General features: G+C 59.8%; 18 protein-coding genes and 3 pseudogenes. 3 read left to right on the top strand and 18 right to left on the bottom strand.

Translation table 11 applies throughout. The features are described from left to right. Window positions 1-47: 47 nt before the first annotated feature. The 7 genes and pseudogenes from AC1DIS_RS23385 to AC1DIS_RS23355 all read right to left on the bottom strand — a co-directional run. Window positions 48-305 (bottom strand): annotated as a pseudogene (locus AC1DIS_RS23385) (autotransporter domain-containing protein); the annotation flags it as partial. After that, window positions 301-804, bottom strand: a pseudogene (locus AC1DIS_RS23380) (S8 family serine peptidase); the annotation flags it as partial. The pseudogenes AC1DIS_RS23385 and AC1DIS_RS23380, both read right to left, overlap by 5 nt. A gap of 174 nt (window positions 805-978) precedes the next feature. Next, entirely contained in the window at window positions 979-2343 is a 1365-nt protein-coding gene (locus AC1DIS_RS23375; RefSeq protein WP_138867582.1) for a TolC family outer membrane protein, read from the bottom strand. Window positions 2344-2345: 2 nt separating this feature from the next. Further along, window positions 2346-3695 (bottom strand): HlyD family type I secretion periplasmic adaptor subunit, encoded by a 1350-nt coding sequence (locus tag AC1DIS_RS23370; protein WP_064618013.1) that lies wholly within the window; start codon window positions 3693-3695, stop codon window positions 2346-2348. Continuing rightward, on the bottom strand, window positions 3692-5479 hold the full coding sequence (locus AC1DIS_RS23365) for a type I secretion system permease/ATPase (protein ID WP_477781107.1): 1788 nt from the start codon (window positions 5477-5479) through the stop codon (window positions 3692-3694). The genes AC1DIS_RS23370 and AC1DIS_RS23365 overlap by 4 nt, the downstream gene beginning before the upstream one ends. Window positions 5480-5691: 212 nt before the next feature. Then, entirely contained in the window at window positions 5692-6114 is a 423-nt protein-coding gene (locus AC1DIS_RS23360; protein WP_018926003.1) for an AprI/Inh family metalloprotease inhibitor, read from the bottom strand. 67 nt (window positions 6115-6181) lie between these two features. After that, window positions 6182-7630 carry a serralysin family metalloprotease gene (locus tag AC1DIS_RS23355; protein ID WP_018926004.1) on the bottom strand — a complete coding sequence of 483 codons (1449 nt, stop codon included), beginning with the start codon at window positions 7628-7630 and terminating at the stop codon, window positions 6182-6184. Between the two features lie 514 nt (window positions 7631-8144). On the opposite strand from AC1DIS_RS23355, the gene ahr reads away from it, so the two are divergent. Next, on the top strand, window positions 8145-9176 hold the full coding sequence (gene ahr, locus AC1DIS_RS23350) for an NADPH-dependent aldehyde reductase Ahr (protein ID WP_477781106.1): 1032 nt from the start codon (window positions 8145-8147) through the stop codon (window positions 9174-9176). Between the two features lie 270 nt (window positions 9177-9446). On the opposite strand, the gene AC1DIS_RS23345 is transcribed toward ahr, so the two are convergent. The 5 genes and pseudogenes from AC1DIS_RS23345 to AC1DIS_RS23325 all read right to left on the bottom strand — a co-directional run bounded on the left by AC1DIS_RS23345 (window position 9447) and on the right by AC1DIS_RS23325 (window position 13502). Further along, on the bottom strand, window positions 9447-9905 hold the full coding sequence (locus AC1DIS_RS23345; RefSeq protein WP_192350564.1) for an REP-associated tyrosine transposase: 459 nt from the start codon (window positions 9903-9905) through the stop codon (window positions 9447-9449). An 89-nt stretch (window positions 9906-9994) separates the two neighbouring features. After that, window positions 9995-11080 (bottom strand): polyamine ABC transporter substrate-binding protein, encoded by a 1086-nt coding sequence (locus AC1DIS_RS23340; protein WP_477781105.1) that lies wholly within the window; start codon window positions 11078-11080, stop codon window positions 9995-9997. 59 nt (window positions 11081-11139) lie between these two features. Further along, window positions 11140-11226: pseudogene (locus AC1DIS_RS23335) on the bottom strand (cupin domain-containing protein); the annotation flags it as partial. A 2-nt stretch (window positions 11227-11228) separates the two neighbouring features. Then, window positions 11229-12635 (bottom strand): NAD(P)/FAD-dependent oxidoreductase, encoded by a 1407-nt coding sequence (locus AC1DIS_RS23330; RefSeq protein WP_477743071.1) that lies wholly within the window; start codon window positions 12633-12635, stop codon window positions 11229-11231. A gap of 51 nt (window positions 12636-12686) precedes the next feature. Beyond that, entirely contained in the window at window positions 12687-13502 is an 816-nt protein-coding gene (locus tag AC1DIS_RS23325; RefSeq protein ID WP_477781104.1) for a helix-turn-helix transcriptional regulator, read from the bottom strand. A 279-nt stretch (window positions 13503-13781) separates the two neighbouring features. Between AC1DIS_RS23325 and AC1DIS_RS23320 the strand changes: the two genes are divergently transcribed. Then, the gene (locus tag AC1DIS_RS23320; protein WP_018926009.1) at window positions 13782-14057 is read left to right on the top strand and encodes a DUF1652 domain-containing protein; all 276 of its coding nucleotides are present in this window, start codon (window positions 13782-13784) and stop codon (window positions 14055-14057) included. Window positions 14058-14274: 217 nt separating this feature from the next. On the opposite strand, the gene AC1DIS_RS23315 is transcribed toward AC1DIS_RS23320, so the two are convergent. The 3 genes from AC1DIS_RS23315 to AC1DIS_RS23305 all read right to left on the bottom strand — a co-directional run bounded on the left by AC1DIS_RS23315 (window position 14275) and on the right by AC1DIS_RS23305 (window position 19600). Further along, window positions 14275-15471 (bottom strand): cystathionine gamma-synthase, encoded by a 1197-nt coding sequence (locus AC1DIS_RS23315; RefSeq protein WP_477743069.1) that lies wholly within the window; start codon window positions 15469-15471, stop codon window positions 14275-14277. Then, complete coding sequence (locus AC1DIS_RS23310; RefSeq protein WP_064618027.1) at window positions 15468-16844, bottom strand: pyridoxal-phosphate dependent enzyme; 1377 nt, start codon at window positions 16842-16844, stop codon at window positions 15468-15470. The genes AC1DIS_RS23315 and AC1DIS_RS23310 overlap by 4 nt, the downstream gene beginning before the upstream one ends. 281 nt (window positions 16845-17125) lie before the next feature. Continuing rightward, window positions 17126-19600 (bottom strand): UvrD-helicase domain-containing protein, encoded by a 2475-nt coding sequence (locus AC1DIS_RS23305; RefSeq protein ID WP_477745500.1) that lies wholly within the window; start codon window positions 19598-19600, stop codon window positions 17126-17128. A 281-nt stretch (window positions 19601-19881) separates the two neighbouring features. Between AC1DIS_RS23305 and AC1DIS_RS23300 the strand changes: the two genes are divergently transcribed. Then, window positions 19882-20577, top strand: a complete 696-nt coding sequence (locus AC1DIS_RS23300; RefSeq protein ID WP_018926013.1) for a pirin family protein — start codon at window positions 19882-19884, stop codon at window positions 20575-20577. Window positions 20578-20731: 154 nt separating this feature from the next. On the opposite strand, the gene pgm is transcribed toward AC1DIS_RS23300, so the two are convergent. The 3 genes from pgm to AC1DIS_RS23285 all read right to left on the bottom strand — a co-directional run. Continuing rightward, complete coding sequence (gene pgm, locus AC1DIS_RS23295; protein WP_477781103.1) at window positions 20732-22378, bottom strand: phosphoglucomutase (alpha-D-glucose-1,6-bisphosphate-dependent); 1647 nt, start codon at window positions 22376-22378, stop codon at window positions 20732-20734. Between the two features lie 110 nt (window positions 22379-22488). Beyond that, window positions 22489-23889, bottom strand: coding sequence for an aminotransferase-like domain-containing protein (locus AC1DIS_RS23290; protein WP_477743066.1), 1401 nt, complete (start codon window positions 23887-23889; stop codon window positions 22489-22491). Between the two features lie 67 nt (window positions 23890-23956). Next, the coding region (locus AC1DIS_RS23285) for a hypothetical protein (RefSeq protein WP_477781102.1) at window positions 23957-25443 on the bottom strand (1487 nt) is incomplete at its 5' end.

Below are 25443 nucleotides of genomic sequence, written 5' to 3'. Positions count from 1 at the left end.
GTGTTGCAAAGATCCTTGGGCCTTCAAAGGCGTGTCTTGTCCTGCTACTAAAACTGCCAATTGAGACTCAGCCCTACTCCATGGCTCTTCTCGCGGCTGGCCAGTTGGCCGGTGTAATCGAGGTTCAACCGAATGTCCCGACTCGAGACCAGGCAGGCATGGGCGCCCACCAGCGCCGCATCACGAACCAGCGGCGAGCTCTGCACCGCGAACGGTGCGCCACCGCTGGCAAACGCCAGGTGTTCTTCGGAATCGGTGTTGCTCAGGTTGTGCTGCCAACCGAGGCTGCCGCTCAGGTCCAGCTGTGAAGTAGCGCGGGTCGGGGGTGGGACCGAACAGGAAACTGTCGTTCTTGTTGGTGTTGCCGACGTAGATTTGTGCGTTGAACGCCACGCCGTACATGCCGCTGCCATCCCGGGACGCGCCCATGGTGCCGGTGACGTGGGTACCGTGGGAGTCGTTTTGGGCGTTTAGCGTGCCGTCGACGTTGAACGCTTGACCATCGACATAGCTGCCGCTGGCCGTCACGGCGTGATAACGGTCGGCGGCGAATTCGGGATGGCTGGAATCGAAACCGGAATCCACCGCGCCGATTTTCACGCCTTTGCCGGTGATGCCGGCGGCATAGGCTTGATCGGCCTGCATCCGCCCCAGGCCCCAATCGCGCTGGAACTCCGCCGAACGCCAACTGGCCGGGTCACCGAGGGTGCCGGTTTCCAGGTACTGCGCCTGGGCCGAACCCGGCGCTGATGAAATCAAGAGCAGCAGCGTGCCGACCGACATCGGCTTGATCTGTACGTCCATGTGCATGAAATCTCGCTTTCTTGGCGTTTTTAGAGTTCTAGGCCCCAGGGGCGACGTGTTGCTGTGATTCTGTGGCGAGGGAGCTTGCTCCCGTTCGGTTGCGCAGCAACCGCCATTGGGTCTGCTTCGCAGCCCAGCGGGAGCAAGCTCCCTCGCCACACTGTTTTCTAACGGCTACTGTGCCCTCGCGCCCTGGCCGAACGCCTCATCCACCTTGGCCAAGTCCTGTTCGTTCAAGGTGCCGGCGTAGTAATGCAATTTGGTCCAGGCCATCAGATAGTCGTAGCGTGCCTGCGCCAGATCCCGGCGGGTGGTAAATAGTTGTTGTTCGGCATTCAATGCGTCGAGGTTGACCCGTTCACCACCCAGAATGCTTTGTTTGGTCGAGACCACCAGCGCTTCGGCCGAGGTCAGGGCCTTCTGATAAGCGCGCAGCTTGTTGACCCCCGACAGGCAGGCGCTGAACTGGCGGCGCAGCTGGATCAAGGTTTCCCGGGTCTTGCCGTCCAGCTCGTACTCAGCCTGTTCCATGTTGCGGCTGGCCTGCCGGGTCGAGGCCGAGACGCCACCACCGGCGTACAGCGGCATATTGACTTCAATACCGATGGTGTTGGTGTCGTAGCGCTGGTTGTAGGTGTTGCCGCTTTCCGATTCGTTCTGGCGCATCGAGGCGTAGGCGCTGACTTTCGGCAGGTGCCCGGCGCGGTTGCGTTCGACTTCATAGCGCGCCACTTCCACCGCCTGGCGCTGGGAAGCCAGGTTCGGGTTATTGGCCACCGCCATCTCGTGCCAGGTGTCGTAGTTGGCCGGTTGCAGGGTGAAGGTCTGGAAGTTCTGATCCAGTGGCGTCAGGTCGCCAATGTCGATGGCGGCTACACCCACCAGGGCGCCCAGTTCCCGCAGAGCCGCATCCTGTTCGTCCCGCGCCTCGATTTCCTCGGCGGTCGCCAGCTCGTAACGTGACTCGGCTTCGAGGATGTCGGTGCGCGTGCCTTCCCCTTGGCGGAACATCTGCTCGTTCTGCTGGAACTGCTCCTCGAAGGCTTTTTTCTTCGCGCGCGCGATGTCGATCTGGTCCTGGGCGAACAGCGCCTTGGTGTAATTCTCCAGCACGCGAACCAGCAGTTCCTGGCTCTTGCCACGGAAGTTTTCATCGGCGAACAGCGATTGCGCCACGCCTTTGCGATACGCAGCGTAAGCCTCGTAATCGAGCAACGGCTGTTGCAGGGTCAGGGTCGAGCCGTAACTGCTGTAGTTGCGATCTTCACTCTGGCTGTTACCGCGGGCATTCAGATTGGTGGCCTTGGAGGAGTTACGCCCCTTGTTGTAGTTGTAACCCAGCCTCGGCAACAGCCCGGCGCGGCCGATGTCGCGGTTTTCGAGGCCGGCATCGCGCTCCTTGATGGCACCGAGGAACACCGGATCATTGCGTAACGCTTGCTCGTAGATGTCGAACGGCCCCATGGCCATTGCGCTGTTGCACGTCAGCAACGCCAGGGTCGCTGCGAGCAGGGAAAGCTTATTCATACAACCGAACATCCTTATTCCTCGGTCAACGCGGAGCCTGCCCGGTCGAGCAGCGGTTTGAACAGATAGTTGAGGAGTGAACGTTCACCGGTGCGCACGAACATTTCTGCCGGCATGCCAGGCTTGATCACCAGGCCGTTGAGTTTTTCCATCGCCTGATCGCTGACGCTGCTGCGCAGCACGTAATACGGCGCACCGGTTTTCTCATCGACCATTTGGTCGGCGGAGATCAGGCTGACTTCGCCCGGCACTCGCGGGGTACGGCTCTGGTTGAACGCGGTGAACAGAATGTCCACCGGCAAGTGCGTGCCGACCTTGTCGATCAAGTTGATCGGCAAGTGCCCTTCCACTTCCAGGCTGGTGCCTTGCGGGACAATCTCCAGCAGGTTTTCGCCCTGGCGTACTACCGCGCCTTCGGTATGAACCCCAAGGTTGACCGCAATGCCATCGGCGGTGGCGACGATTTCGCTGTGTTGCAGGTCGAAGCCGGCGGAAGTCAGCTGCTCTTCCAGGGTCACGCTTTTGAGCTGCGCGTCGGCCAGTTGGCTGCGGACTTCCTTCTGGTATTCCTCGCTGTGCTGTTGCAGCTTCAGTCGGGACTCGAGGATGCCCTGCTCCACCCGGCCGCTTTCGCCGGTGTTCTCTGCCAGTTGTTGCTGCACTTGCGACAGCTGACGCTGGTACTCCATCAAGCGGTTGCGCGGGATGTAGCCGTTGTCTGCCAAAGGCTGCAGATTGCTCAACTGTTGTTGCAGGGAACTGGCCTGGGCTGTCAGGTCCGTGCGCGCGCGGCGCATGCCAGCCAGTTGCGCGCTGGCGCCTTCGATGTTCGCGCGCAAAGCGCCTTGCTCACGGGAAAACGCTTCGCGGCGGCTGCTGAACAATTGCCGTTGGCCTTCAAGCACCAGCGCCAGGCGCGGGTCGGGATCGTTGCTCAGCTCAGCGGGGAAATTCACCTGCTTGAGGTTGTCCCGTTCACTCTGCCAGCGCGCCAGGCTGGCCCACGCCATGCGGTATTGCGCTTGCAGCGATTGCACGTCGGCCGCGACCTGGGTCTGGTCGAGGCGGAACAGTGGCTGGCCTTGTTTCACCACTTGGCCTTCACGCACCAGAATCTGGCTGATCACGCCGTTGCTCATCGATTGCACGGCTTTGCGCTTGCCCGAGACCACCACGGTGCCCTGCACCGGGATGCCTTGATCGAGCGGCGCGAGGCTCGCCCAAGTGAAAAAACTGCCGGCGCCGACAATCGCCAGAATCCAGCCCATGCGGGCGAAGAAACGGGCGTCGCGCTCAGGGCGTTCGGCAATGTAGTCGTGTTCCATCGTCGCTTCGCTGTCGTGGTTCATGCGTGTGCTGCTCATACACCCGAATTCCTGGTCGTGGGCTGATACTGCCGGCTCATGCTGAGCCCGCCCGGTGCCTGCGCGGCTTTTTCACGTGATTGTTCCTGGGTAGCCGACGGGTTGCCGGCAAGCGCCTTCAGCACGTCCTGGCTTGGGCCGAAGGCTTGCAAGCGACCTTCGTTGAGCACCAGCAACTTGTCGGCCTGGGCCAGGGCCGAAGAACGATGGGTGACCAGAATCACGCTGGTGCCCCGGGCCTTCATGTGTGCGATGGCGCCGGCCAGTGCCGCTTCGCCGACGGTATCGAGGTTGGAGTTCGGTTCATCCAGTACCACCAGGCTCGGATGACCGTACAACGCACGAGCCAGGGCCACCCGTTGCTTCTGGCCACCGGACAAACCGCTGCCGTCTTCGCCGAGCACGGTGTCGTAGCCCTGGGGCATGCGCAGAATCAATTCATGGACGCCAGCCTGTTGCGCGGCTTCGACGACTTTTTGCGGGTCTGCCTCACGGAATCGGGCGATGTTTTCGGCGATGCTGCCGCTGAACAATTCGATGTCCTGAGGCAGATAGCCGATGTAAGGGCCGAGGTCGTCGCGGTTCCAGCGATGAATGTCCGCGCCATCGAGGCGCACCGTGCCGCCCAGCGTCGGCCAGACGCCGACCAGCACCCGTGCCAGGGTCGACTTACCGGAGCCGGAAGCCCCGAGCACGCCCAGCACTTCGCCGGCGCTGAGGTTGAAATTGACCATGTGCAAGGTCGCTGCCCGCTGCCCCGGCGGGCCGGCGCTGACTTGCTCGAACGTGATCTGGCCTTTCGGCGCCGGCAGCGCCATGGCCTCGTCACTCGCAGGAAAGGCTTGCAGCAAGGCGTCGAGGCGGCGGTACGCGAGTTTGGCGCCGCTCCACTGTTTCCACACGGCAATCAACTGATCGATAGGGCTCAGCACCCGGCCCATCAAAATGGAGCCGGCGATCATCATCCCGGCGGTCATGTCGCCCTTGATCACCAGCAAGGCGCCCAACCCCAAGACCAGGGATTGCAGGCACAGGCGCAGGGTTTTGCTCAAGGAACTGATGACCGCGCCGGTATCGCTGGCCTGATTCTGCAGGCCGAGAAAACGCGAGTGCACCCCGAACCAGCGCTTGCGCAATGCACCAAGCATGCCCATGGCTTGAATGGTTTCGGCGTTATGCAGATGACTGRTGGCCAGTTGGCTGGATTTCTGGGAAAACCCTGCCGCTTCGCCCAAAGGCTTTTTGGTCATGGCCTCGTTGAGGCAGGCCAGCCCGATCAGCAACACCGCCCCTGCGGTGGCCAATACGCCGAGCCAGACGTTAAACAGGAAAATCACAAACAGATAGACCGGAAACCATGGCGCATCGAAGAAGGCAAACAGCGCCGGACCGGTGACAAACTGGCGAATATGGGTCAAGTCGCCCAGGGATTGCCCGGCGTTGCCCTCACCCTTGAACAGGTTGCGCTCGAAAGCAGCCTGATACACCCGCAGGTTGAAACGGCGTTCCAGTTGGCTGCCGATACGGATGACGATGAAACTGCGCACGGTCTCCAGCAACCCGATGAAGGCGAAGAACCCTACCACCATCAGCGACAACATCGCCAGTGTGGTTTCGTTTTGCGACGACAGCACCCGGTCATAAACCTGGAGCATATAAATCGACGGGACCAACATCAGAACGTTGATCAATGCGGTAAAGCAGCCGACGCTGATCAAGATGCTCTTATAGTCGCCCAGTGCCTTGAATAACGGTGCGGTGGCCGGGCTCTTCGCCATCTTCATTGGTTTTTCCTGAGGTATTAAACCTCGCCTCACTTGGCAAGGTTCCAATTAACTGTCCGCACACGGGTCGAGACATTCTTTTGCCGGTTATTGCTGACAGATTAATAACAACTCTTTGTGGACTTTAAAGAGTCTTGGTTATTGATCTGCTGCTTATAACTGCAACAACGGTCTTTATATTCAGTACCTGTCGTCGGTCCGACGCCTTTCGCTTATTGCGCTGCGCGCGTGAGCGTAATAATCAGCCCCGACTTCAAGGTGCTTTTATAAAGCCCCTCATGCTGTCGGCTGAAAAACACAATTCTTGAGCCTTCTTCCCCGGTCACGGCAATGCCGTCCGGCTCCGGGAACCAGCCCATCGCCGATTTGTTCAGCCAGGCACTGAAGCAATCGGCCCCCTCACCCAGGGTCTGGTCCGATTTAAGCTCTATCGTGCAGACATTCGACGGTTTGTCCTGCAGCGCCTGGGACTCGGGCGAGTCTTGCGCGGTATTCAAAATGGCTTGCCATTTGCCGGCGAGCTCCGACGGATCGGCTAATTTCAGACTGCTTGCCATGGCTACTTCTCCAAGAAACATCATCAGCGTCGCTAACAGCCACGCGGTTGTTTTGCAGGTAAAAGCGTTCTGGGTCATAGGGCGTTTTACTCTGGATCGGGGCAGAGAGCGACGCGTAAAGCGCCGCCCTCCTTTATGCCTTGAATCAGGCCACGATGTCCGAGAACGCCGCCTGGCCAACGGTGCTGACCAGGAAATCAGCCACGCCGTGCCCGGAGAAGTCCACCGACAACAGGCTGTTGCCGCCCGAAGTGGTCAACACTGCATCGCCTGCCGCACCGGTGAACGAGTTCACGAAATGCAGGCCCGCGCCTTTGGTGATGCCGGTCAGGTCGATCTTGTCCAGGCCGCTGACAAAATCGAGGATCTGGTCGACCGCGCCTGGCTTGGAGTCGCTGCTGGCCGCGAACACGAAGGTGTCCGAACCCGAGCCGCCCCACAGTTTGTCTGCACCGCCCGCGCCGAAGAGGATGTCGTTGCCGGCACCGCCCTTCAGTTCGTTGGACACACTGTTACCGATCAACAGGTCGCTACCCGAGCCGCCAATCGCGTTCTCGATCGTGACACCTTTGGCGATGGACACGTTGCCCACCAGGCCGCCAACGTCGGAGAACGAGGCTTCATTGAGGTTGATCTTCTGGTTCTGGGTAAAGCCGGAGAAATCCAGGGTGTCCTTGCCGCCCGCATCCCACACCGAAAACACGACTTTGTCCGACGAGGAAGATGCGCTCAAGAAGTCGCGACCGGCGTTGGAGTTGAAGCCGTAGGTGGTGTCACCGGTACGGGTGGTGGTGTTGGCACCGTAGAGTTTCTGGATGGCCGCGATATCGTCCATCAGCGGGCCGGAAGAATACGCTTCCACACCGCCCTTGCTGAAGTTTTGATCGGTATTGCTTTCACTCCAGTAACTCATGACGCTGTAACCGCGGGTGTCTTGCCCGTAAGTCGCGTCATTGTAGGTCGGCGCACCTTCACCGGCGTTRTAATCGCCAGGGTGGGCCAGCCCCAGGGTATGACCGATTTCGTGGGTCAGGGTCTGACGGCCGTAGTTGTTCAGGTCCGGCGTCTTGTTCGGCGTATAGCTGCTGTTGGTCAGGTACCACGAAGTACCGTCATAACCGGCGCCCGTGCCAGGCAGATAAGCGAATGCCGCTGCGCCATCCTGACCACCGCTGTAGTTGCCGAAGGTCATGTGACCGTCACCACCGGAGGACTTCTCGGTGAAGGTGACGTTGGCCACGTCGGCCCAGGATTGCATGGCGAGCACGGCCTGGGCTTTCTGTTGCGTATTGAACTGGCTGAACCCGGTAATGCCGTGCTTGTTCATGGTGCTCGACGAGGCCGAGGTCAGGAACGTGTAGGTAAGTTCGATTTTGCCACTGCCGTCCTTGTCCTGGTAAGCAGCGCCGTCACGCAGCAGCTGGGTAGCGGCCTGGTCGACGGAGAAGGAGGGTTTGCCATTGACCGTGAGATTGCCACCCCGATCATACTGATGGCTGAAACTATCGATCTGGTTGTAGGCAGAACTGGCGGCAGCCAATGGTGCAAAGGCCTGTTCGGCAAGATCAATAGCGTTGTCTTTTACTTTCGACATAAACACACTTCCTTGTTTAGCAATGGAACAGTTTTTGTCCGATACGACAATCTCTGGCGAGATCGTCCTATCACTCGCCCAATGAAGGCGTATGAAAACTGACACAATTCGAAATCAAACGTCTACATTTTTTTTGACGTCAAATTGAACTGTTTCGCAGAACTCCAGCAAACATTGCTTGTGCTGTCGAAAGATTGTTCTTAGTACAGGGTTTCAGCCGGATTGTCCGACAATTTCATATTTAAATATTAAATATTGGTAAGTTGTTTTTTTGTTGATTGGCTCTCTTTTTTTGGACTTCTTAGTATCAGCGCCAGTGTATTGATATCAATCAAATTAAACGTCCAGTTAGTTGCCGCAGTGGACGACGACAGGGCTCCGACGACCCGTTAATCCCGGCACCGCTCTCAGACCATGCTCGTGATTGCGGCCTGCTAGACTGATTACGCTCTGGCTTGCCAGGCCACCGCATCCGAACGGCCAAAGTCCCTGTCTCCTGATCTGGAGGTATCCCATGAGCAACAGTACCGAACTCACAACTTTTACCGGCTGGGCCGCAACATCGGCAGGCGCGCCGCTGGAGCGCTATAGCTACGATCCCGGCCCATTGGGCGCCGAGGAGGTGGAAGTCGCCGTGGAGTATTGCGGCGTCTGCCACTCCGACCAGTCGATGATCGATAACGAATGGGGCCTGAGCCACTACCCGTTTATCCCAGGCCACGAAGTAGTCGGCAGTATCGTGCGAGTGGGCGCACAGGTACGCGGTCTCGAAGTGGGGCAACGGGTGGGCATCGGTTGGTACAAGGGCAGTTGCATGCATTGCTCCTCGTGTATCGAAGGCTCCCACCAGCTATGCAACACAGTCCAACCCACCATCGTCGRCAGCAACGGCGGCTTCGCCGATCGCCTGCGTTCGCACTGGGCCTGGGCGCTTGCGATACCGGACGGACTTGACCCGGCCATGGCCGGACCGCTGTTCTGCGCAGGCTCGACGGTGTTCAACCCGCTCGTGGAATTCGACGTCAAGCCCACTGACCGGGTCGGTGTCGTGGGAATCGGCGGCCTCGGTCATCTGGCACTACGCTTCCTCAACGCATGGGGTTGCGAAGTCACGGCCTTTACCTCGTCGCTGAGCAAACAGGACGAAGCCAGGCGCCTGGGGGCACACAACGTGCTCGCCTCTACCGACAGTAACGCGCTGAAATCCATTGCCGGCACCCTGGATTTTCTCCTGGTCACCGCCAACGCCGACCTCGACTGGCCGGCCATGCTCGGCACGCTGCGCGGCAAGGGTCGCCTGCACTTTGTCGGCGTCGTGCCTGGCGCTATTCCAGTGCACGTATTCAACCTCCTGCCCCAACAAAAGAGTGTGTCCGCCTCGCCGGTTGGCTCGCCCAGTAACACAGCAACCATGCTTGAGTTCTGCGCCCGGCATCAGATCTTGCCGCAGGTCGAACACTTTCCCATGAGCCGGATCAACGACGCCATTGATCACCTACGCAGTGGCAAGGCGCGTTACCGCGTCGTGCTGGACGCCAGCAAATGACAGACTGGCGCGTCGGGTAATACCGCACGCGCCTTTTGCCATCGCTACGTAAGGCGATCCTGGAAGCAAGCGATGTTGACCTGGTCGCTTCTGGGTGCCCCAGTTGCCCCCGGACACCTGTTCGTTTCCAAAAGAGGTACCAACCCTATGAAGGACACGACTGCTGCGCAGCCGAACGCAGCCTTCGGCAGCTGCTACGGGTCCGCGCACGCCACGGCTTTTGTAGCAGCTGGCGCAGCCTGCGTTCGGCTGCGCAGCAGTCGTAAATCATCACAGCCAACACGCATCCCACAGCGGATAATCATGAACACGTATCACCAGTCCCGCCCGAACAGGATTGGCAACGACATATCGGGCAAGACCTTTCACGTCCTCCTCTTTCCGAACCGCTCGATCGTGATAGCCCTTCTGCCACAAACGCCCGCTTCGCCCTAGCGCCTGATTAACGGCTAGACTGCTTCGGGATTTGATTCGGCACATCAGCTCGGCCAGTGTTTTATCCCGAAGTTCTACCAAACAGTGCATATGATCTGGCATCACCACCCACGTCAAAAACTCTACCCAATGCTCCTCCTGAGCCTGATGTAATTGTTGGGCAACCAGCCTACCTAAGCGCCAATCGGTAAAAATTGGCTGCCGATCGTGAACCACAGCTGTTAACAAGTAGATGCGCCCAGGCTCCGAGTACCGCCCAATGCGTAGATGACCAGCTTTCGAACAAACAGGCATTCCATTGCCTCCTACTTACTGAAAGAGACATGGAATCTAACCCATTGCAGTCAACCCAACCGTAGCCATTGGCCACAAAAGATGACCGATCAGCTACCGGTCCTGATCTTGTTCCACACCCGCGTCCGCACCCGGTCGATGTTCAACGGCATCGCCTCAAGGGCAAACAATTTGCCCATCATTTCCGGGCTCGGATACACCTTGGTGTCGTTCTTGATCGCCGGATCGATCAGGTGGTCGGCCTGTTCGTTGCCGTTGGCGTAGTGCACGTAGTTGCTGATGCCGGCCATGACGTCGGGACGCAGCAGGTAGTTCATGAACGCGTAACCGGCTTTCTCGTCCGGGGCRTCGGCGGGCATGGCGACCATGTCGAACCAGATGGCCGCGCCTTCCTTGGGAATCGAATAGCCGATGTCCACACCATTCCCGGCTTCCTTGGCGCGGTTTTCCGCCTGGAGAATGTCGCCAGAGAAGCCGACGGCCACGCAGATATCGCCGTTGGCCAGGTCGCTGGTGTATTTGGACGAGTGGAAATAGCTGACATAGGGCCGGACTTTCATCAGCAGCGCTTCGGCCTTTTTATAGTCTTCGGGGTTCTTGCTGTGATGCGGCAGCCCCAGGTAAYTCAACGCCGCCGGCAACAGTTCGGGCCCGTTGTCGAGGATCGCCACGCCGCACTTTTGCAGTTTTGCCATGTTCTCGGGTTTGAAGATCAGGTCCCAGGAATCCACCGGCGCGTTGTCGCCCAGCACAGCCTTGACCTTTGCCACGTTGTAGCCGATGCCGGTGCTGCCCCATAAATACGGGAAGCCATGCTCGTTGCCCGGGTCGTTGGCTTGTAACGTTTTGAGCAACACCGGGTTGAGGTTTTTCCAGTTCGGCAGCTGGCTCTTGTCGAGTTTCTTCAGAACCCCGCCCTCAATCTGTCGGGCCATGAAGTGGTTGGACGGGAATACCACGTCATACCCGGATGTGCCGGTCATCAACTTGCCATCCAGGGTTTCGTTGCTGTCGAAGACGTCGTAACTGAAGGCGATACCGGTTTCTTTCTGGAAGTTTTTTGTGGTGTCCGGGGCGATGTAGTCCGACCAGTTGTAGATTTTCACGGTCTCGGCGGCCTGACTGAGGGTCGCGACGAGCGCAAGTGGAGCAAGCGTCAGTGTCTTTCGGATCATGGGTCGATTCCTGTATGGGTTGTTTTCTTTTTATTGGAGAACTGGCAGGCAATCAGAGATCAAAAAATCAAAACGTAGGTCTTGCGCACGGTTTCCTGGATGTCCCAGATGCCGAGGCTGTTGGCCGGCAACATCAGTGCATCGCCGTTCAGCGCATGAAACCTTCCATGAACCCCGCGACCCGGCAGGCCAGTTTGCGACGCCAGGGCGCGGTGGACGGATTGGCCAGGGTCTGGTCTTCGTGAACGAAGCTGCGGATGATTGCGTTGTAGCCCAGCCAGCGGCAGGGCTCCGGCTCCCAGGCCTTGAGCGCGTCGAGACCGCCCTCCGTAATCACCCACGGCTGGCGCACCAACTCGGTATCGCGCCGAAGAATCAGATCGGCCAGCGTCCGCCCGCCGAGGTTGCTGGCACCCACGCCTTCCCCGCCATAACCGCCCGACAAGGCGATGCCGCTGGCCTGATCGCAGAGCATGTGCGGCTTGAAGCGCCGGGACATCCCTAGGTTTCCGCCCCAGGCGTGGGTGATTCGCACGTTCTTGAGCTGCGGGAAGAGTTCACCGAACAGGTAGCGTCGTAACTGCACTTCGCTGGCGCTCAGCTCGAAGTCATGGCGCAACTTGCCGGCAAACTGATAGCCGCCACGGGCGCCAAACACCAGACGGTTGTCGGCCGTGCGCTGGCCGTAGGTGACCTGGCGGCTGCTTTCGCTGAACGCCTGACCATGGCTGAGGCCGATGTCGTCCCAGGTCGCGGCGGACAGCGGTTCGGTCGCCACCAGTAAACTCTGCACGGGCAATTGATAACGACCCAGCGGCGGCAACGTGACCGCGTAACCTTCTACCGCCGGCACGATCCAGCGGTTGCGAACCTGCGCGCGGGCGGTACGCAAACTGCCCGACTGCCACTGGGTGACCGGGCTGTTTTCATAAATGTTGACCCCCATGAGCTCCACCGTCCGTGCCAGACCTCGCACCAACTTTGCCGGGTGAATGGTCGCCACGTGCGGTGCATAGATACCGCCATAAGGTTTGGCAATTCTGATCTGTTGCGCCAATTGCTCGGGGCTGAGCCAGCGGTAGTCGGCCTCGGTCAGCCCTTGGCGGTAGAGCGCGTCCAGATAATTGCGCAGGCTGGCTTCCTGCTCCGGGTAACGCGCCGCACAGTAAAGCGCCCCGCCCTTGCGGTAATCGCAGTCAATGCCTTCTCGTTCGAGGACGATCTCTACTTCATCAGGGATGCTGTGCAACAGATCGAAAGAGGCGCGACGTTGTTCCGCCGGTAGTCCGGCGAGCAAGCGGTCTTCACCCAGYAGATTGCCCATCAACCAGCCGCCGTTACGGCCCGACGCACCAAACCCCGCGGTTTGGGCTTCGACGATGGCGATGTTCAGTCCCGGCGCCAGGCGTTTGAGGTAGTACGCCGTCCAGAGCCCGGTGTACCCGGCGCCAATGATGGCCACGTCGACGTCCAGGTCCTGTTCCAGCGCCGGGCGCGCCAGCATCGGCTCGTCGAGTTGATCCATCCACAAACTGATCGTTCGCCACGCTGCCATGCAAGACTCCACCGCTCAACACTTCGATGGCGTCGATCCTAGTGCGTGGGCTCAGGGGCCGTCTTGCGCGCGTGCACGCAAAGAAATTTGTTTGGCGTAAGCCTTGGGCGACAGACCGGTGTGCTGGCGGAAACAGCTGTAAAACGCCGACAGCGAATTGAAGCCTGCGGCAAAGGCCAGCTCATCGATACGCAGTGGTGGAGTGGCACTGTCCAGTGCCGCGAGCAAATGCTGCAACCGCGCCTGATTGACGTAACGGTAGARGCTTTGACCGAGCACCTGGTTCAACAGGTAGGAAATCTGATTGCGGCTGTAACCGCACTCCTTCGCCACCCGTTGCAGGTCGAGTTCGGGATCCAGGTACGGCTGCTGTCCCTGGAAATACTGCTGCAAGTCTTCGGCCATGAAGCTCAGCTGTCGCGGTGACAACCCGAGCCGACTGACCGCCGGGCGCAGGTTGCGGGCGGCTTTGCCGGATGTTTGTTCATGTACAAGGGTGGCGTATTCATTGACCCGCCAGATCAGCCCGTCACGCACGGTGATCGCCTCGCTGGTCCGAAACGACACCAGCCCTTCACCGCCGCGAAGGGTGATGCGGTATTGAATGAACGCCGTGTTGCCATCCAGTCGAATACGGTCCGAGTGCTCCAGCGCCTCATCCGGATCCCGGGGCATGCTGTCACGCACGTAGTCGCGCAACGCGTCCAGCCCCATCACGCGGTTCTGGAAAAAGTCGTTGTACTGAATGTCCGGGTGATAAAGCGCCATCACACCATCCAGATCGCGGTGCTTCCAGCGCAGGTGGTAACGCATGACCGTGTCGCCCGTGGCCTGGGTTTGCAACGGACCATCATCATCGGCGTGCATAGAGGACTCGACGAGAAAAAACCGAGCTTGCCGAAGTTCTGTCCGGGCTTCAACGACCAATGGGATGCCCAGCCCGGCAATGCTGGCCCTTGGCCGAGATGCCCGTATCTCATGACCTGCATCAAAAAAACTGAACCAATCGCTGAACGGTCTGAAAAATTCCACATGATTTTCACATCCGGGTGCTACTTTTAAAGACAGTCACCGGTTGAGCCATTGAAGGCTCTTCCCTCCTAACATGAGCTAAAGGAAGCGCTCGATGARGAAGGTGGGCAACACATGAATCAAGGTTCATTCAGCAAGGTTACTTTTCCAAATGCCTGCCAGCTGATGCGCTGGCATTTTCATCCCATGGGTTTCGAGGCGACCATGGATGCACCGGGCAGCATGGTTGCTCGCCTGTTCGACCGAGCCAGCGGCGAAACCATGATCGCCATTGCCGGCATTCCTTGTGCAACGGTCATGAACGCTGCCGATGTAGAGCGGATTATCGAAGCGGTCGAGGATGAGCTGGAAGCGTTCATTCCTCCGCAGACGCTCAGGAGTTATGCCTGACAGCCAACACCCGACAAAAAGCCCGCTTATCGATTTAGCGGGCTTTTTGTAGCAGCTGCCGAGCCCGATCGGCTTGTAGCAGCTGTCGAGCCTGCGAGGCTGCGTTCGGCGGCGAAGCCGTCGTAAAATCAGAACTCACGGTGTATCAGGCAGACTATGTCAACCGGATTCACGACGGCTTCGCCGCCGAACGCTGCCTCGCGCTGCTCGACAGCTGCTACAAGGAATGCATCGCCGCAACTTGCATCAGCGCCTGGCCCAGATCGGCGCGTAGGTCTTCGACATCCTCCACCCCCACAGACAAACGCACCAGCGCATCGCTGATGCCTAGCTGTGCGCGTGTTTCTGCGGGAATGGTGGCGTGAGTCATGATCGCCGGGTGCTCGATCAGGCTTTCCACCCCGCCCAGGCTCTCGGCCAAGGCAAAGATCCGCACACTCTCGAGAAAACGCCTGGCGCCCGTCAGGTCGCTGTTCAGCTCGACGGAAATCATCCCACCGAACCCGCGCATCTGCCGCCGCGCCAATTCGTGCTGCGGGTGCGATGCCAGGCCCGGATAATACACGCGTGCCACTTGCGGCTGACGTTCCAGCCATTGCGCCAACTCCAGCGCGTTGCTGCAATGACGTTCCATGCGCAGCGCCAGGGTCTTCACCCCGCGCAAGGTGAGGAATGCGTCGAACGGCCCGGCGATCGCCCCCACTGCGTTCTGCAGAAAGCCCAGGCGCTCGGCCAGTTCTGCATTCTGCCCGACCACTGCGATGCCGCCGATCACGTCGGAGTGGCCGTTCAGGTATTTGGTGGTCGAGTGCAACACGATGTCGAAGCCCAGCTCCAGCGGCCGCTGGATCCACGGGCTGGCGAAGGTGTTGTCCGCCACGCAGATGATGCCGCGCTCGCGACAGATCCGTGCGACAGCGGTGAGATCAGTGAGGCTGAGCAAAGGATTGCTCGGCGTCTCGACCCAGACCATTCGCGTGTCGTCCTGCAGCGCCGCTTCGAAGGCCGTCAGGTTCGTCAGATCGACGAAGCTGAAGCGATGCCCCGCGCTGCGCCGGCGCACCCGTTCGAACAGACGGAAAGTCCCGCCGTACAAATCATTGCCAGAAACGATGTGCGCACCCGCGTCGAGCAATTCGAGCACAGTGGCGATCGCCGCCAGTCCGGAGGCGAAAGCGAACGCCTGGGTGCCGCCCTCAAGGTCCGCCACGCAACGCTCCAGGGCAAAGCGCGTCGGGTTGTGCGAACGCCCGTAATCGAAGCCCTTGTGCACACCGGGGCTCTGCTGCGCATAGGTGGAGTTGGCGTAAATCGGTGGCATCAGCGCCCCGGTGGTCGGGTCCGGCGTCTGTCCGGCATGGATCACACGGGTGGCAAAGCCCCGTGGCGCGGTGCTTTCATCGTGCTGACTCATGCCAGTGATCTCCGCAAGTGATTGAGCATGTCGACGCGGGTAATCAGGCCATGGAAGCCCGAGGTATCGGCGATGATCGCCACCAGCCCACGGTCGAGCACCGCCTCCAGTTCAGCAAGACTGGCGCCGGGAGGCAGGGTTTCGAGTTTGTCGGTCATCGCGCTGGTCACGGTCATGCGAAAGTGCGTGGCGTCTTCATGCACGCCAAACAGAATATCGGACTCGTCGATGACCCCGACCAGCCGCTGCCCGTCCACCAGCACCGGCAGTTGCGACACATCCGCCAGGCGCATGCGCTGGAAGGCGGTGAGCAAGGTGTCGTCCGGGCCGACGCTGACCACCCGGCCATCCTCGAAACGCCGCGCGATCAGGTCACGCAAATCGCCGTAGCGTTTGCGCGCAAGCAGGCCCTGATCGTTCATCCACTGGTCGTTGTAGATCTTCGACAGATAACGGGTGCCGGTGTCGCAAACGAAACTGACCACCCGCTTCGGCTCGGTCTGCTCGCGGCAGTAACGCAATGCCGCCGCCAGCAAGGTGCCAGTCGAAGAGCCGCCGAGAATGCCTTCGGCGCGCAGCAGTTGGCGGGCATGATCGAAGCTTTCCTCGTCGCTGATCGAATAGGCCTTGCGCACGCTGGAAAGGTCGGCAATCGACGGAATGAAATCCTCGCCGATGCCCTCCACCGCCCAGGAACCGGGCGTACCGAGGGTGCCGCTGCGGCTGTATTCGGCCATCACCGAGCCGACCGGATCGGCCAGCACCATTTCCAGATTCGGTTGTACGCGCTGAAAGAAACGAGTCAGCCCGGTCAGCGTGCCAGCCGAACCGACACCGACCACGATGGCATCCACATCATGCTGAGTCTGCGCCCAGATCTCCGGCGCGGTGCTGCACTCGTGGGCCAGCGGGTTGGCCGGGTTGTTGAACTGATCGGCGAAGAAGGCGTCGGGAATGTCCTTGGCCAGCCGCGCAGCGACGTCCTGGTAATAATCGGGATGGCCCTTGCCGACGTCGGAGCGGGTGATATGCACCTCGGCGCCCATCGCTTTGAGGTGAAGGACTTTCTCGGTGGACATCTTGTCCGGCACCACCAGTACCACCCGATAGCCCTTGGCGCGACCGACCAGGGCCAGCCCCAGGCCAGTGTTGCCGGCCGTGGCCTCGACGATGGTACCGCCGGGGCGCAGGCGACCGTCGCGCTCGGCGGCATCGATCATCGCCAGGCCGATGCGATCCTTGATCGAACCACCGGGGTTCTGCGATTCAAGCTTGAGGAACAGTGTGCATGGGCCGGTATCGAAGCGGCTGATACGCACCAGCGGCGTATTGCCGATCAGTTCGAGCACGGCGGGACGGGAGTTGTTCGGCATGTCGTCACCTCGCTACGGGTATCCGCACTGGATGGACAGCGACCTGAAGCGAGTCGAGCGCCTCGTCGCAATCAAAGCCTCGCTTGGACCATAGGCCGGGATCGCGACCCTCGCAACTTTTGTGGCGAGCGAGCTTGTTGTGGCGAGGGAGCTTGCTCCCGCTTGAGTGCGCAGCGCTCACAAAAATCGGCAATGCTTGTCGCATTTTTGGGGCCGCTACGCAGCCCAGCGGGAGCAAGCTCCCTCGCCACAGGTTTTTTGACTCAAGACTCTCTTGAGGTTCAGGCCTGCACTTTTCCCTGACGATGATCGGCAAAAAACGCCTTGCCCTTGCCGATCCGGTCGGAGGCCTTGGGCATATTCGCCGCCTGGGTATCCTGGCCATCGACATACCAGTAGCAATGGCTCACCGCCCGGGTGATGCCCACGTAGGCCAGACGCAGGATCTCGTCTTTCTGTGCGCTGTCGTAGGGCTCGCTGTCGCCGGCCTTGCCGAGCCCGGCCATGCGATAGACCTGGTTCTTGTAAGGCGAACTGGTCAGATGCTGGCAATCTCCCAGCAGGAATACCGCATCAGCTTGCAGGCCCTTGGCGCTGTGATAGGTCAGTTGCTTGAGCCGTCGCGCGTCGTACGGCAAGCTAGAATCAACATTAACTACAGACTGAATATGTTCTTCTATCAATGACTTATCGCTACTTTTTCGATAAAGCATCAAGATTGAATCGCCTTTTCTGTAGTGCTCGATCAGGCGCTGGGCCATGCCCTGGTCATCCCGATCGAGGACGTTCACCGGCAGCAACGCCTTGGGTTCTCCGCTGGCCTTGGCCTTCTTGCCGGCGATTGCCGGTGCGGCGCGGACGATGTGCTCCGCCGCGTCGATGATGTGCTGATGGCTGCGGTAATTGTCGCTGAGCATCACCTTGGTCGTGCTCGGCGACGGGAACTCCTTGTTGAACTCCATGAAGTAGCTCGGCGAGCTGCCACGCCAGCCGTAAATCGATTGCCAGTCGTCCCCCACACACAGCAATGACGAACGTTGCGCCCCGCGCCCTACGTGCATGGCCGGGCCACGACTGCGGATCTCGACCAGGCTGGCGCGAATCCAGGAAACGATCTGCGGCGACACGTCCTGGAACTCATCGATCATCAAGTGCGACATTGGCCTGAGCAGTTCATCGCCGAGCAACTTGAGATTCTCCGGTGAATGCTCGCTGAACAGGGCAAACATCCGGTTGTAGGTCATCACGGGTGGCGATTGATCCAGCAGATGATCTTCCAGCGCTCGCCAGAACAGGCTCAAGGCCTCGAAGAAGAATCGGTCCGGGTCATCTTTGGCGAAACTCATCTGGCCCACGGCATTGGGCACATCCAGGCCGAGGTTTTCGATAAACCCGGCTGCCGCGACAAAACAGTCCAGCAACGGCGCGGAAGCCAGCTCGCCCTTGACCTTGTAATCGAAGCCCGGCCCGGCGCTGGCGTCACCGGCAAGCGACGCCAAAACACGTTTTGAAGATTCGTAACTATCGAGCCATATCAATGGCTTACGACAGAAAGCTTGAAACAAGGTGCGCTTTACAGCCCATTCCGCACGCACGGTCAGCTTGGCATTCGGGCGGCTGACCTGGGGATTTTCCCGAGGATCGAAACCCAGCACCACCCAGGCATCCAGCGCCGGAATGTAACCGTGGCAATGGAAGGTCGAACCGTTGATGTCGAAGGTCTGACGATTCGGCTCGATGCCCTTGATCGGCCAGGCGCCGGCGCGAAACCACAGGTCCTCGATGGTGTCGCACAGCTCTTCATCGCGCTTGGCCGCCAGTTCAGTCACCGCCATGCGCTTTTGCACGTCCGGGTGATCGCGCTCCAGTTCCTTGAGCTGCAAGGCGTGACGAGACAACGGCTTGATCAATTCGCGGAAACGCTCATCGCGGGTATGCAGGCTGTGATAGCAGACGTTGAGCTGCTGGCGCTGGGCGTCGTTGATTCGCAGGTCGAAGGGGTTGCTGTCGACCTCCTCATCGGTGCCCTGCACGCGAAAGCTGAGGTTTTCGAAGGCTTGCAGTCGTTCGAAACCCGGCAGGCTGCGCACCATTGGCAGGATCCGCGAATGAAAAGTACGCACCAGGTCCCGCGCTTCTTTGAAGCTGAGTGCCCGGCCCCACACGGTAAACAGTTCGATCAGCTTATTGATGAAGTCCTTGCGCGACTCGCGGGTGAAGGTCACCACGGTCATCGAGCTCAGCTCAAACCCCAGGTAATGGCTGAGCAGCAAGATACGCAACACCAGGGTGGTCGACTTGCCCGCGCCCGCGCCGGCGATCACCGAAGTCGACGGTGTGTCACTGAAGATCATTTTCCATTGGGCAGCGCTCGGCTGGGCATGCGCAGGCAGCAGTCGCGCCACGTCGGCCTTCATGCGCTTCTTCAGCTCGGCGCTCAATGGCAGGCGCCAATCGTCGAACAGGTTGTCATCGACGTTGGGCGGTCGATGCTCGGTGGAGCGCGAGTCGCGGATCAGCAGCACTTGCCGGCCTTCTTCCAGACCCTCGAGCTTGCCTTCCTTATAGCCGTATTCCACGCCAGCGCTGTGACCGCTGCGAAAACCGTCGGCTTGCCCGTGCAGCCAGGACGCACGGTGTTGCGCGCGCAGGCGGGTCAGGCCGTGGCCAAAGAACCGGGCGGCCAGACGTTTGAGCAAAGGCATCTCGGCCAGGGGACGAAGTTCGGGCGGAAGATCGGGTGTGTGTTGCGGCACGCAGGCGGACTCCAGTGTGTGAGGCTGTCGGGGGCTATGGTGTCTGCATTTGCCGTTGAGTTCTAGTGAAATGCTTACAGGTCATTGGCTTATGCGATGAAGTGAAGGCTGGATGAGAAAAATTCGAGATTATTCGATATCAAATAATTCGATGGTATTGAGGCATTTTTTACGCTTTTTATCGATGGGTACCTGATGGATGATACTGACCATCAACCACCGGTTCTCGTTTGTGGCTCAGACGTTCTGCCCCCATGACGAACCTTTTTCAGGAGACGATCATGCTTGAACTCAGACCTTTCAACTCCCTGGGCGGCGCGCACCATGGCTGGCTGGATGCCCATCACCACTTTTCGTTCGCCGAGTACTACGACCCCAAACGCATGAACTGGGGCAACCTGCGGGTGTGGAACGATGACGTGATTGCCCCCGGCACCGGGTTCCCGCAACACCCGCACCGGGACATGGAAATCATCACCTACGTTCGTGAAGGCGCGATTACCCACCAGGACAACCTGGGCAACAAGGGCCGTACCGAAGCCGGTGATGTGCAGGTCATGAGCGCCGGCACCGGGATCGCCCACAGTGAATACAATCTGGAAGCGACCGAGACCCGGATCTTTCAGATCTGGATCATCCCCAACGAAACCGGTCTGGCACCGTCGTGGGGCGCCAAGCCCTTCCCCAAAGGCCAGCGCGAAGGCTTCGTGACCCTGGCCAGTGGCAAGGCCGGCGACGATCAAAGCCTGCGGATTCGGGCCGATGCACGTCTGGTGGCGGCCAACCTGAAAGCCGGGGAAACGGCTGAATATCGTCTGGACAGTGGCCGTCGCGCTTATCTGGTGCCAGCGACAGGAGCGATTGAAGTCAATGGCTTGCGCGCACAAGCTCGAGACGGGGTCGCGGTTGCCGATGAGCAAGTGTTGCGGGTGACTGCGATCGAAGACAGCGAAATCGTCTTGGTAGATGTGGCTTGAGGCGGTAAATGCGCGGCAAAAAAAGGGGCGACCGTTGATGGTCGCCCCTTTTTTTGGCTGTGTGTCCCGTCCTGAACAAGGTTTACACCAGCTTCAGGACTAGACAATTTCATTTGTGGCGAGGGAGCAAGCTCCCTCACCACAGGACTTTCAATCACTTCGCAGAAATTGCGCCATCTACCAGTGTCTGGGCCTCGGCCACCAGTTGTTTCAGGTGGTCGTCACTGACAAAGCTTTCCGCGTAAATCTTGTAGATGTCCTCGGTGCCCGACGGCCGCGCCGCGAACCAGCCGTTCTCGGTCATGACTTTCAGACCGCCAATGGCCTGGTCGTTGCCCGGTGCATGGCTGAGGATGCTCTGAATCRCTTCGCCCGCCAATTGAGTCGAGGTGACCTGGTCCGGCGACAATTTGCTCAGCAGAGCTTTCTGTTCAGGATTGGCCTTGGCATCAACGCGTACCGAGAACGGCTCACCCAGTTCATCGGTCAACGCGCGATAGGCCTGGCTTGGGTCACGGCCCGTGCGAGCGGTCATTTCAGCGGCCAGCAGCGCCGGAATCAAACCGTCCTTGTCGGTACTCCAGACACCGCCGTCCTTGCGCAGGAACGATGCACCGGCGCTTTCTTCACCGCCAAAACCCAGGGAGCCGTCGAACAGACCGTCGGCAAACCATTTGAAACCGACCGGCACTTCGTACAGACGACGGCCCAGGCGTTTGGCGACGCGATCGATCAAGCCGCTGCTGACCACGGTCTTACCCACGGCCGCATCGGCGCGCCACAGTGGACGGTTCTGGAACAGGTAGTCGATCGAGACCGCGAGGTAGTTGTTCGGCGCCAGCAAACCACCGGACGGGGTCACGATGCCATGACGGTCGTGGTCCGGGTCGCACGCAAACGCCACGTCGAAACGCTCTTTCAGGCCGATCAGGCCTTGCATGGCATAGCTGGACGATGGGTCCATGCGGATCTGCCCGTCCCAGTCGACGGTCATGAAACGGAACGTTGCATCAACCTGTTTATTCACCACTTCCAGGTCCAGGCGGTAGTGCTCGGCAATCGCCGACCAGTAGCGCACCCCTGCTCCGCCCAGCGGATCGACACCCAGACGCAGCTTCGCATCGCGGATGGCGTCGAAGTCGATCACGTTGATCAGGTCAGCGACATAGGTGTTGAGGTAATCATGACGATGGGTAGTGCTGGCCTTCAGGGCCTGCTCGTAGCTGATGCGTTTGACGCCGGCGAGCCTGGCTGCCAGCAACTCGTTGGCCTTGGCTTCGATCCACTTGGTGATGTGGGTATCGGCCGGGCCGCCGTTGGTTGGGTTGTACTTGTAGCCACCGCTTTGCGGCGGGTTGTGGGACGGCGTGATGACGATGCCGTCCGCCAGGCCTGAAGTGCGCCCGCGGTTGTAGCAAAGAATCGCATGGGAAATGGCCGGCGTCGGGGTGTACTCGTCGCCTTCGGCGATCATCACCGTGACACCGTTCGCCGCCAACACTTCCAGGGCACTGGCACCGGCCGGCGTGGACAGTGCGTGGGTGTCGATCCCGACGAACAGCGGGCCATCGATGCCCTGGGCCTCGCGATACAGGCAGATCGCCTGGCTGATGGCCAGGACATGCCATTCGTTGAAACTCAAGTCGAACGAGCTACCTCGGTGTCCGGACGTGCCGAAGGCGACGCGCTGGGTAGAAATGGCTGCATCGGGCTGGCCGGTGTAATAGGCCGTTACCAGTCGCGGGATGTCGACCAACAGTTCTGCCGGTGCCGGTTTGCCCGCAAAAGGACTGAGTGTCATGCAAAACCTCTGAGAGAGAGTGGTTCGGGATAGGAGCGCAGTTTACTGACAGTTTGGCCGTTGCGCGACGTTATCGAATGTCAGGTTCCGAGGAGCTCTGCCACCTCGGCTCAATCGATCGATTCCAGACGCAAGGCATCCCCCAGTAGCCCCAGTGCAGCGACGAGCTCGTGGTCGCCACCGAATGTATGACTCAGGCGCAAGTGCTGCGCGTGCAGGCCCTGCAAACTGAACAACTCCCCCGGTGCGATGACCACTTGCTGCTTGAGCAGTCTCTGGAACACTCGATGTACATTGACCTGGCGCAACGAGCGAATCCACACCGTCGCCCCGCCCTGGGGCTCGACGAAATGCAGCGATTCCGGCAGACGCTCCTGGAGCAGTTGGGTCATCAGCACCATGCGTTCCTTGAGCAGTCGACGCAACACCAGCAGGTGTTGATCGATGCGTCCGTTGCTGTACAGCCGCGCGATGGCTTTCTGACGAATCAGCGACAAACGGAATGCCCGCAGCAGAAAGTGCCGTTGCAGTTCGGCACGCAGTTGTCGCGAGAGCAGGTAACCAAAGGGTGCCTCCGAGCCGATGATTTTCTCGAAAGTGGAAAACACGATCAGCCGATCAGGGTCCACCAGGTCGCGAAACCGCAAGCCGCTCGGCTCGAATTCGAGCTCGCCGTAACAATCGTTTTCCAACACCCAACAGCCATGCCGTCCCAGCAGTTGCGCAGTGGACTGCCGGTTGTCGTCAGGCGCCACGCTCCCGCGCGGCATGTTCAGTCCCGATGAAAGCATCATCAGTCGCACCTGCCCGGTCTCGAGCAGCTCTCTCAGCTGTTCGAGATCCAGGCCACCACAGGCTTGCAGCGGCAGCTCGACAATCTGCACGTCGGCGTCCTGGAACAAGCGCAGAATCACCCAGTCGCACGGCGACTCGACCACCACCACCGAATCTTTGAGCTCAAGAACGGCGATCAATATTTCAAGTACGCCGCGCATATCTGCGCCGATATAGACATCATCGGCATGCCAGCAGCGTGTCGGCGAAGTGGTGTAGCGTGCCGCAAGGGCCGTGCGCAGTTCCAGCTCGCCGCAGGGTTGTGAAGACGGTTGTGGCTGGCGCGGATACTGGCGCAGCAATTCTCTCTCCAGCAACAACAACGGGCTGTCCAGGGGTTGTAACAACGCCGGTTCATCGGCGCTCAACACCAGCATGCCGGGGCGCCTGGCGTTGACATAGACCGTTTCGAGCAGGTCTTTACCGCTGCCGGGAAGACCGATAGAAGACACCGGCAGTGCGTAATAGCCTGACTTGGCAACCGAATAGATGCGTCCTTCCTTCTCCAGCAGCGAATAGGCGTATTGAATGGTCGAGATCGACACACTCAAACGATCCGCCAACTGCCGCAATGAGGGCAGGCGCACTCGCACGTCACTGCCCGGCTCATTGATCAGATTGTTCAGGTAGCGGTACACCGCCTGGTACGCGAAATCGGAATCTCGTGATCCTTTCATGGGTGATGACCGAACACGCTACGAACGTCATGACGCACTCTTGATGCGTCCGCCAAACCAGGAACATTCACTGGCCCATCGACCATTCGCCAGTCACTGCTGCTTCATTCTCGGGGTCCATGTCTTCGACTTGCACGCCCGCGTCGCCGCTTTCCGTGCCTGGCACCCTACCCTCATCCCGAACCACCGGCCTCATGCGGTAAAGCGTACCGATCAGGCTGACCGGCAACCCGCTGACATCCACCATCCACTGCAGAACCTGCTCGGGTGCCGGACCGCCCTGCATCGCCCGGTGCAATTCCGGCAGCGCTACCAGCATGCCGGGATGGCATTGACGAAGAAAATGCTCCAGGGCCGCGCCGTTATCGACAAACGGGGCGAACAGCAGGCACACCAGTTGCGCTTCACTCAAACCGAGATTTTTTTGTGCCTCGGCTGTCGCCAATCCGCGCTGATCGGCCATGGTCAGCGGATTGCCGAGGGCCTCCACTGCCTGCTCGCAAAAGCGCTCGGGCAATTGTTTACGACGCATCATCACCAACGCCCGCTGCAGGTATTCGCTGACCCCCTCTTCGTAGGTGCGACCGTGTACAAAGCGCGCTTGCAAGCCGCGAAGGTGCGCGGATATCGACGGACTGACATGGTTGTTATCACTGAATTGAGCCGTCAGTTCATCAGGTTGGAAGCCGAGGAAGTCAGTGAGCAGCGGCCAGCGCTCTTCCAGGTTGCTGACCAGCATGTCGTGGATGTCGATGAAGGTCGTGCGACGGCAGGCCTCAAAGCGCTCGGCAGGACGCCACGCAGCCTGAGCAGAGTCGGGATAAAACTCGCGATAGCAGTCGCTGCCCAGTTCATCGAGCCGCGCGAACAATCCCTCGTAGCCCGTTTCATGGCGGCTCGTCGGCGCAAGCCCGGCCTTGGCTGCGGCACGGTTCAAACCCTCGATAAACTGAGCCTGCCGACGGGGTGAATCGCTGCTGACCATGACATCGACGCCGTTGTCCCAGCGGGCAATTTGTCCATAAAAATCACCTGTGGCCAGGTACCCGTCGTCCCACAACTCAAGCGGCCCGTTCCAGGCCCGACGGTGCCCGACCATCAGCAGATTGAGCCGATTCGACTCGCGGCCGGCATCGGAGATTGGCGCCAAGTGATTGAACGGCAGGACCTCACGATTATCGACCATCAACATTTCGACCCGGGGATCGTCGTATAGAAACAATGCACTGCTGCTGCGATGGATGTTTTCCAGTGCTGTCGCAGCCGTACCACTCAAGCGCAAAGTGGCCACTCGCAGCTGAAACGTCGCCGGTGCCCGACCGGCGATACTCAGTTGCGCGGCGCGCAGCAACGCCAGTGTGTAGCAGCTGTCACGGGAGCCGGACTGGATCACCAACACCTTGTAATCGCCGATACGCTCCATACCTCCAGCCGACACCACCAGGCGCTGAATCATCAGTTGCAATGCCGTGCGCTCGGCGCGAGAGAAAAAGCTCAGCAAGCGCTGCAGTACTTGTTGATAAACATAATTCATTGCCTGTTCATGGGTATGGG

The sequence above is a fragment of the Pseudomonas sp. 05N433 genome, from assembly GCF_056396925.1.
The sequence above is the reverse complement of the archived record's forward strand: the minus strand, read 5'-3'. Positions and strand labels throughout refer to the sequence as shown.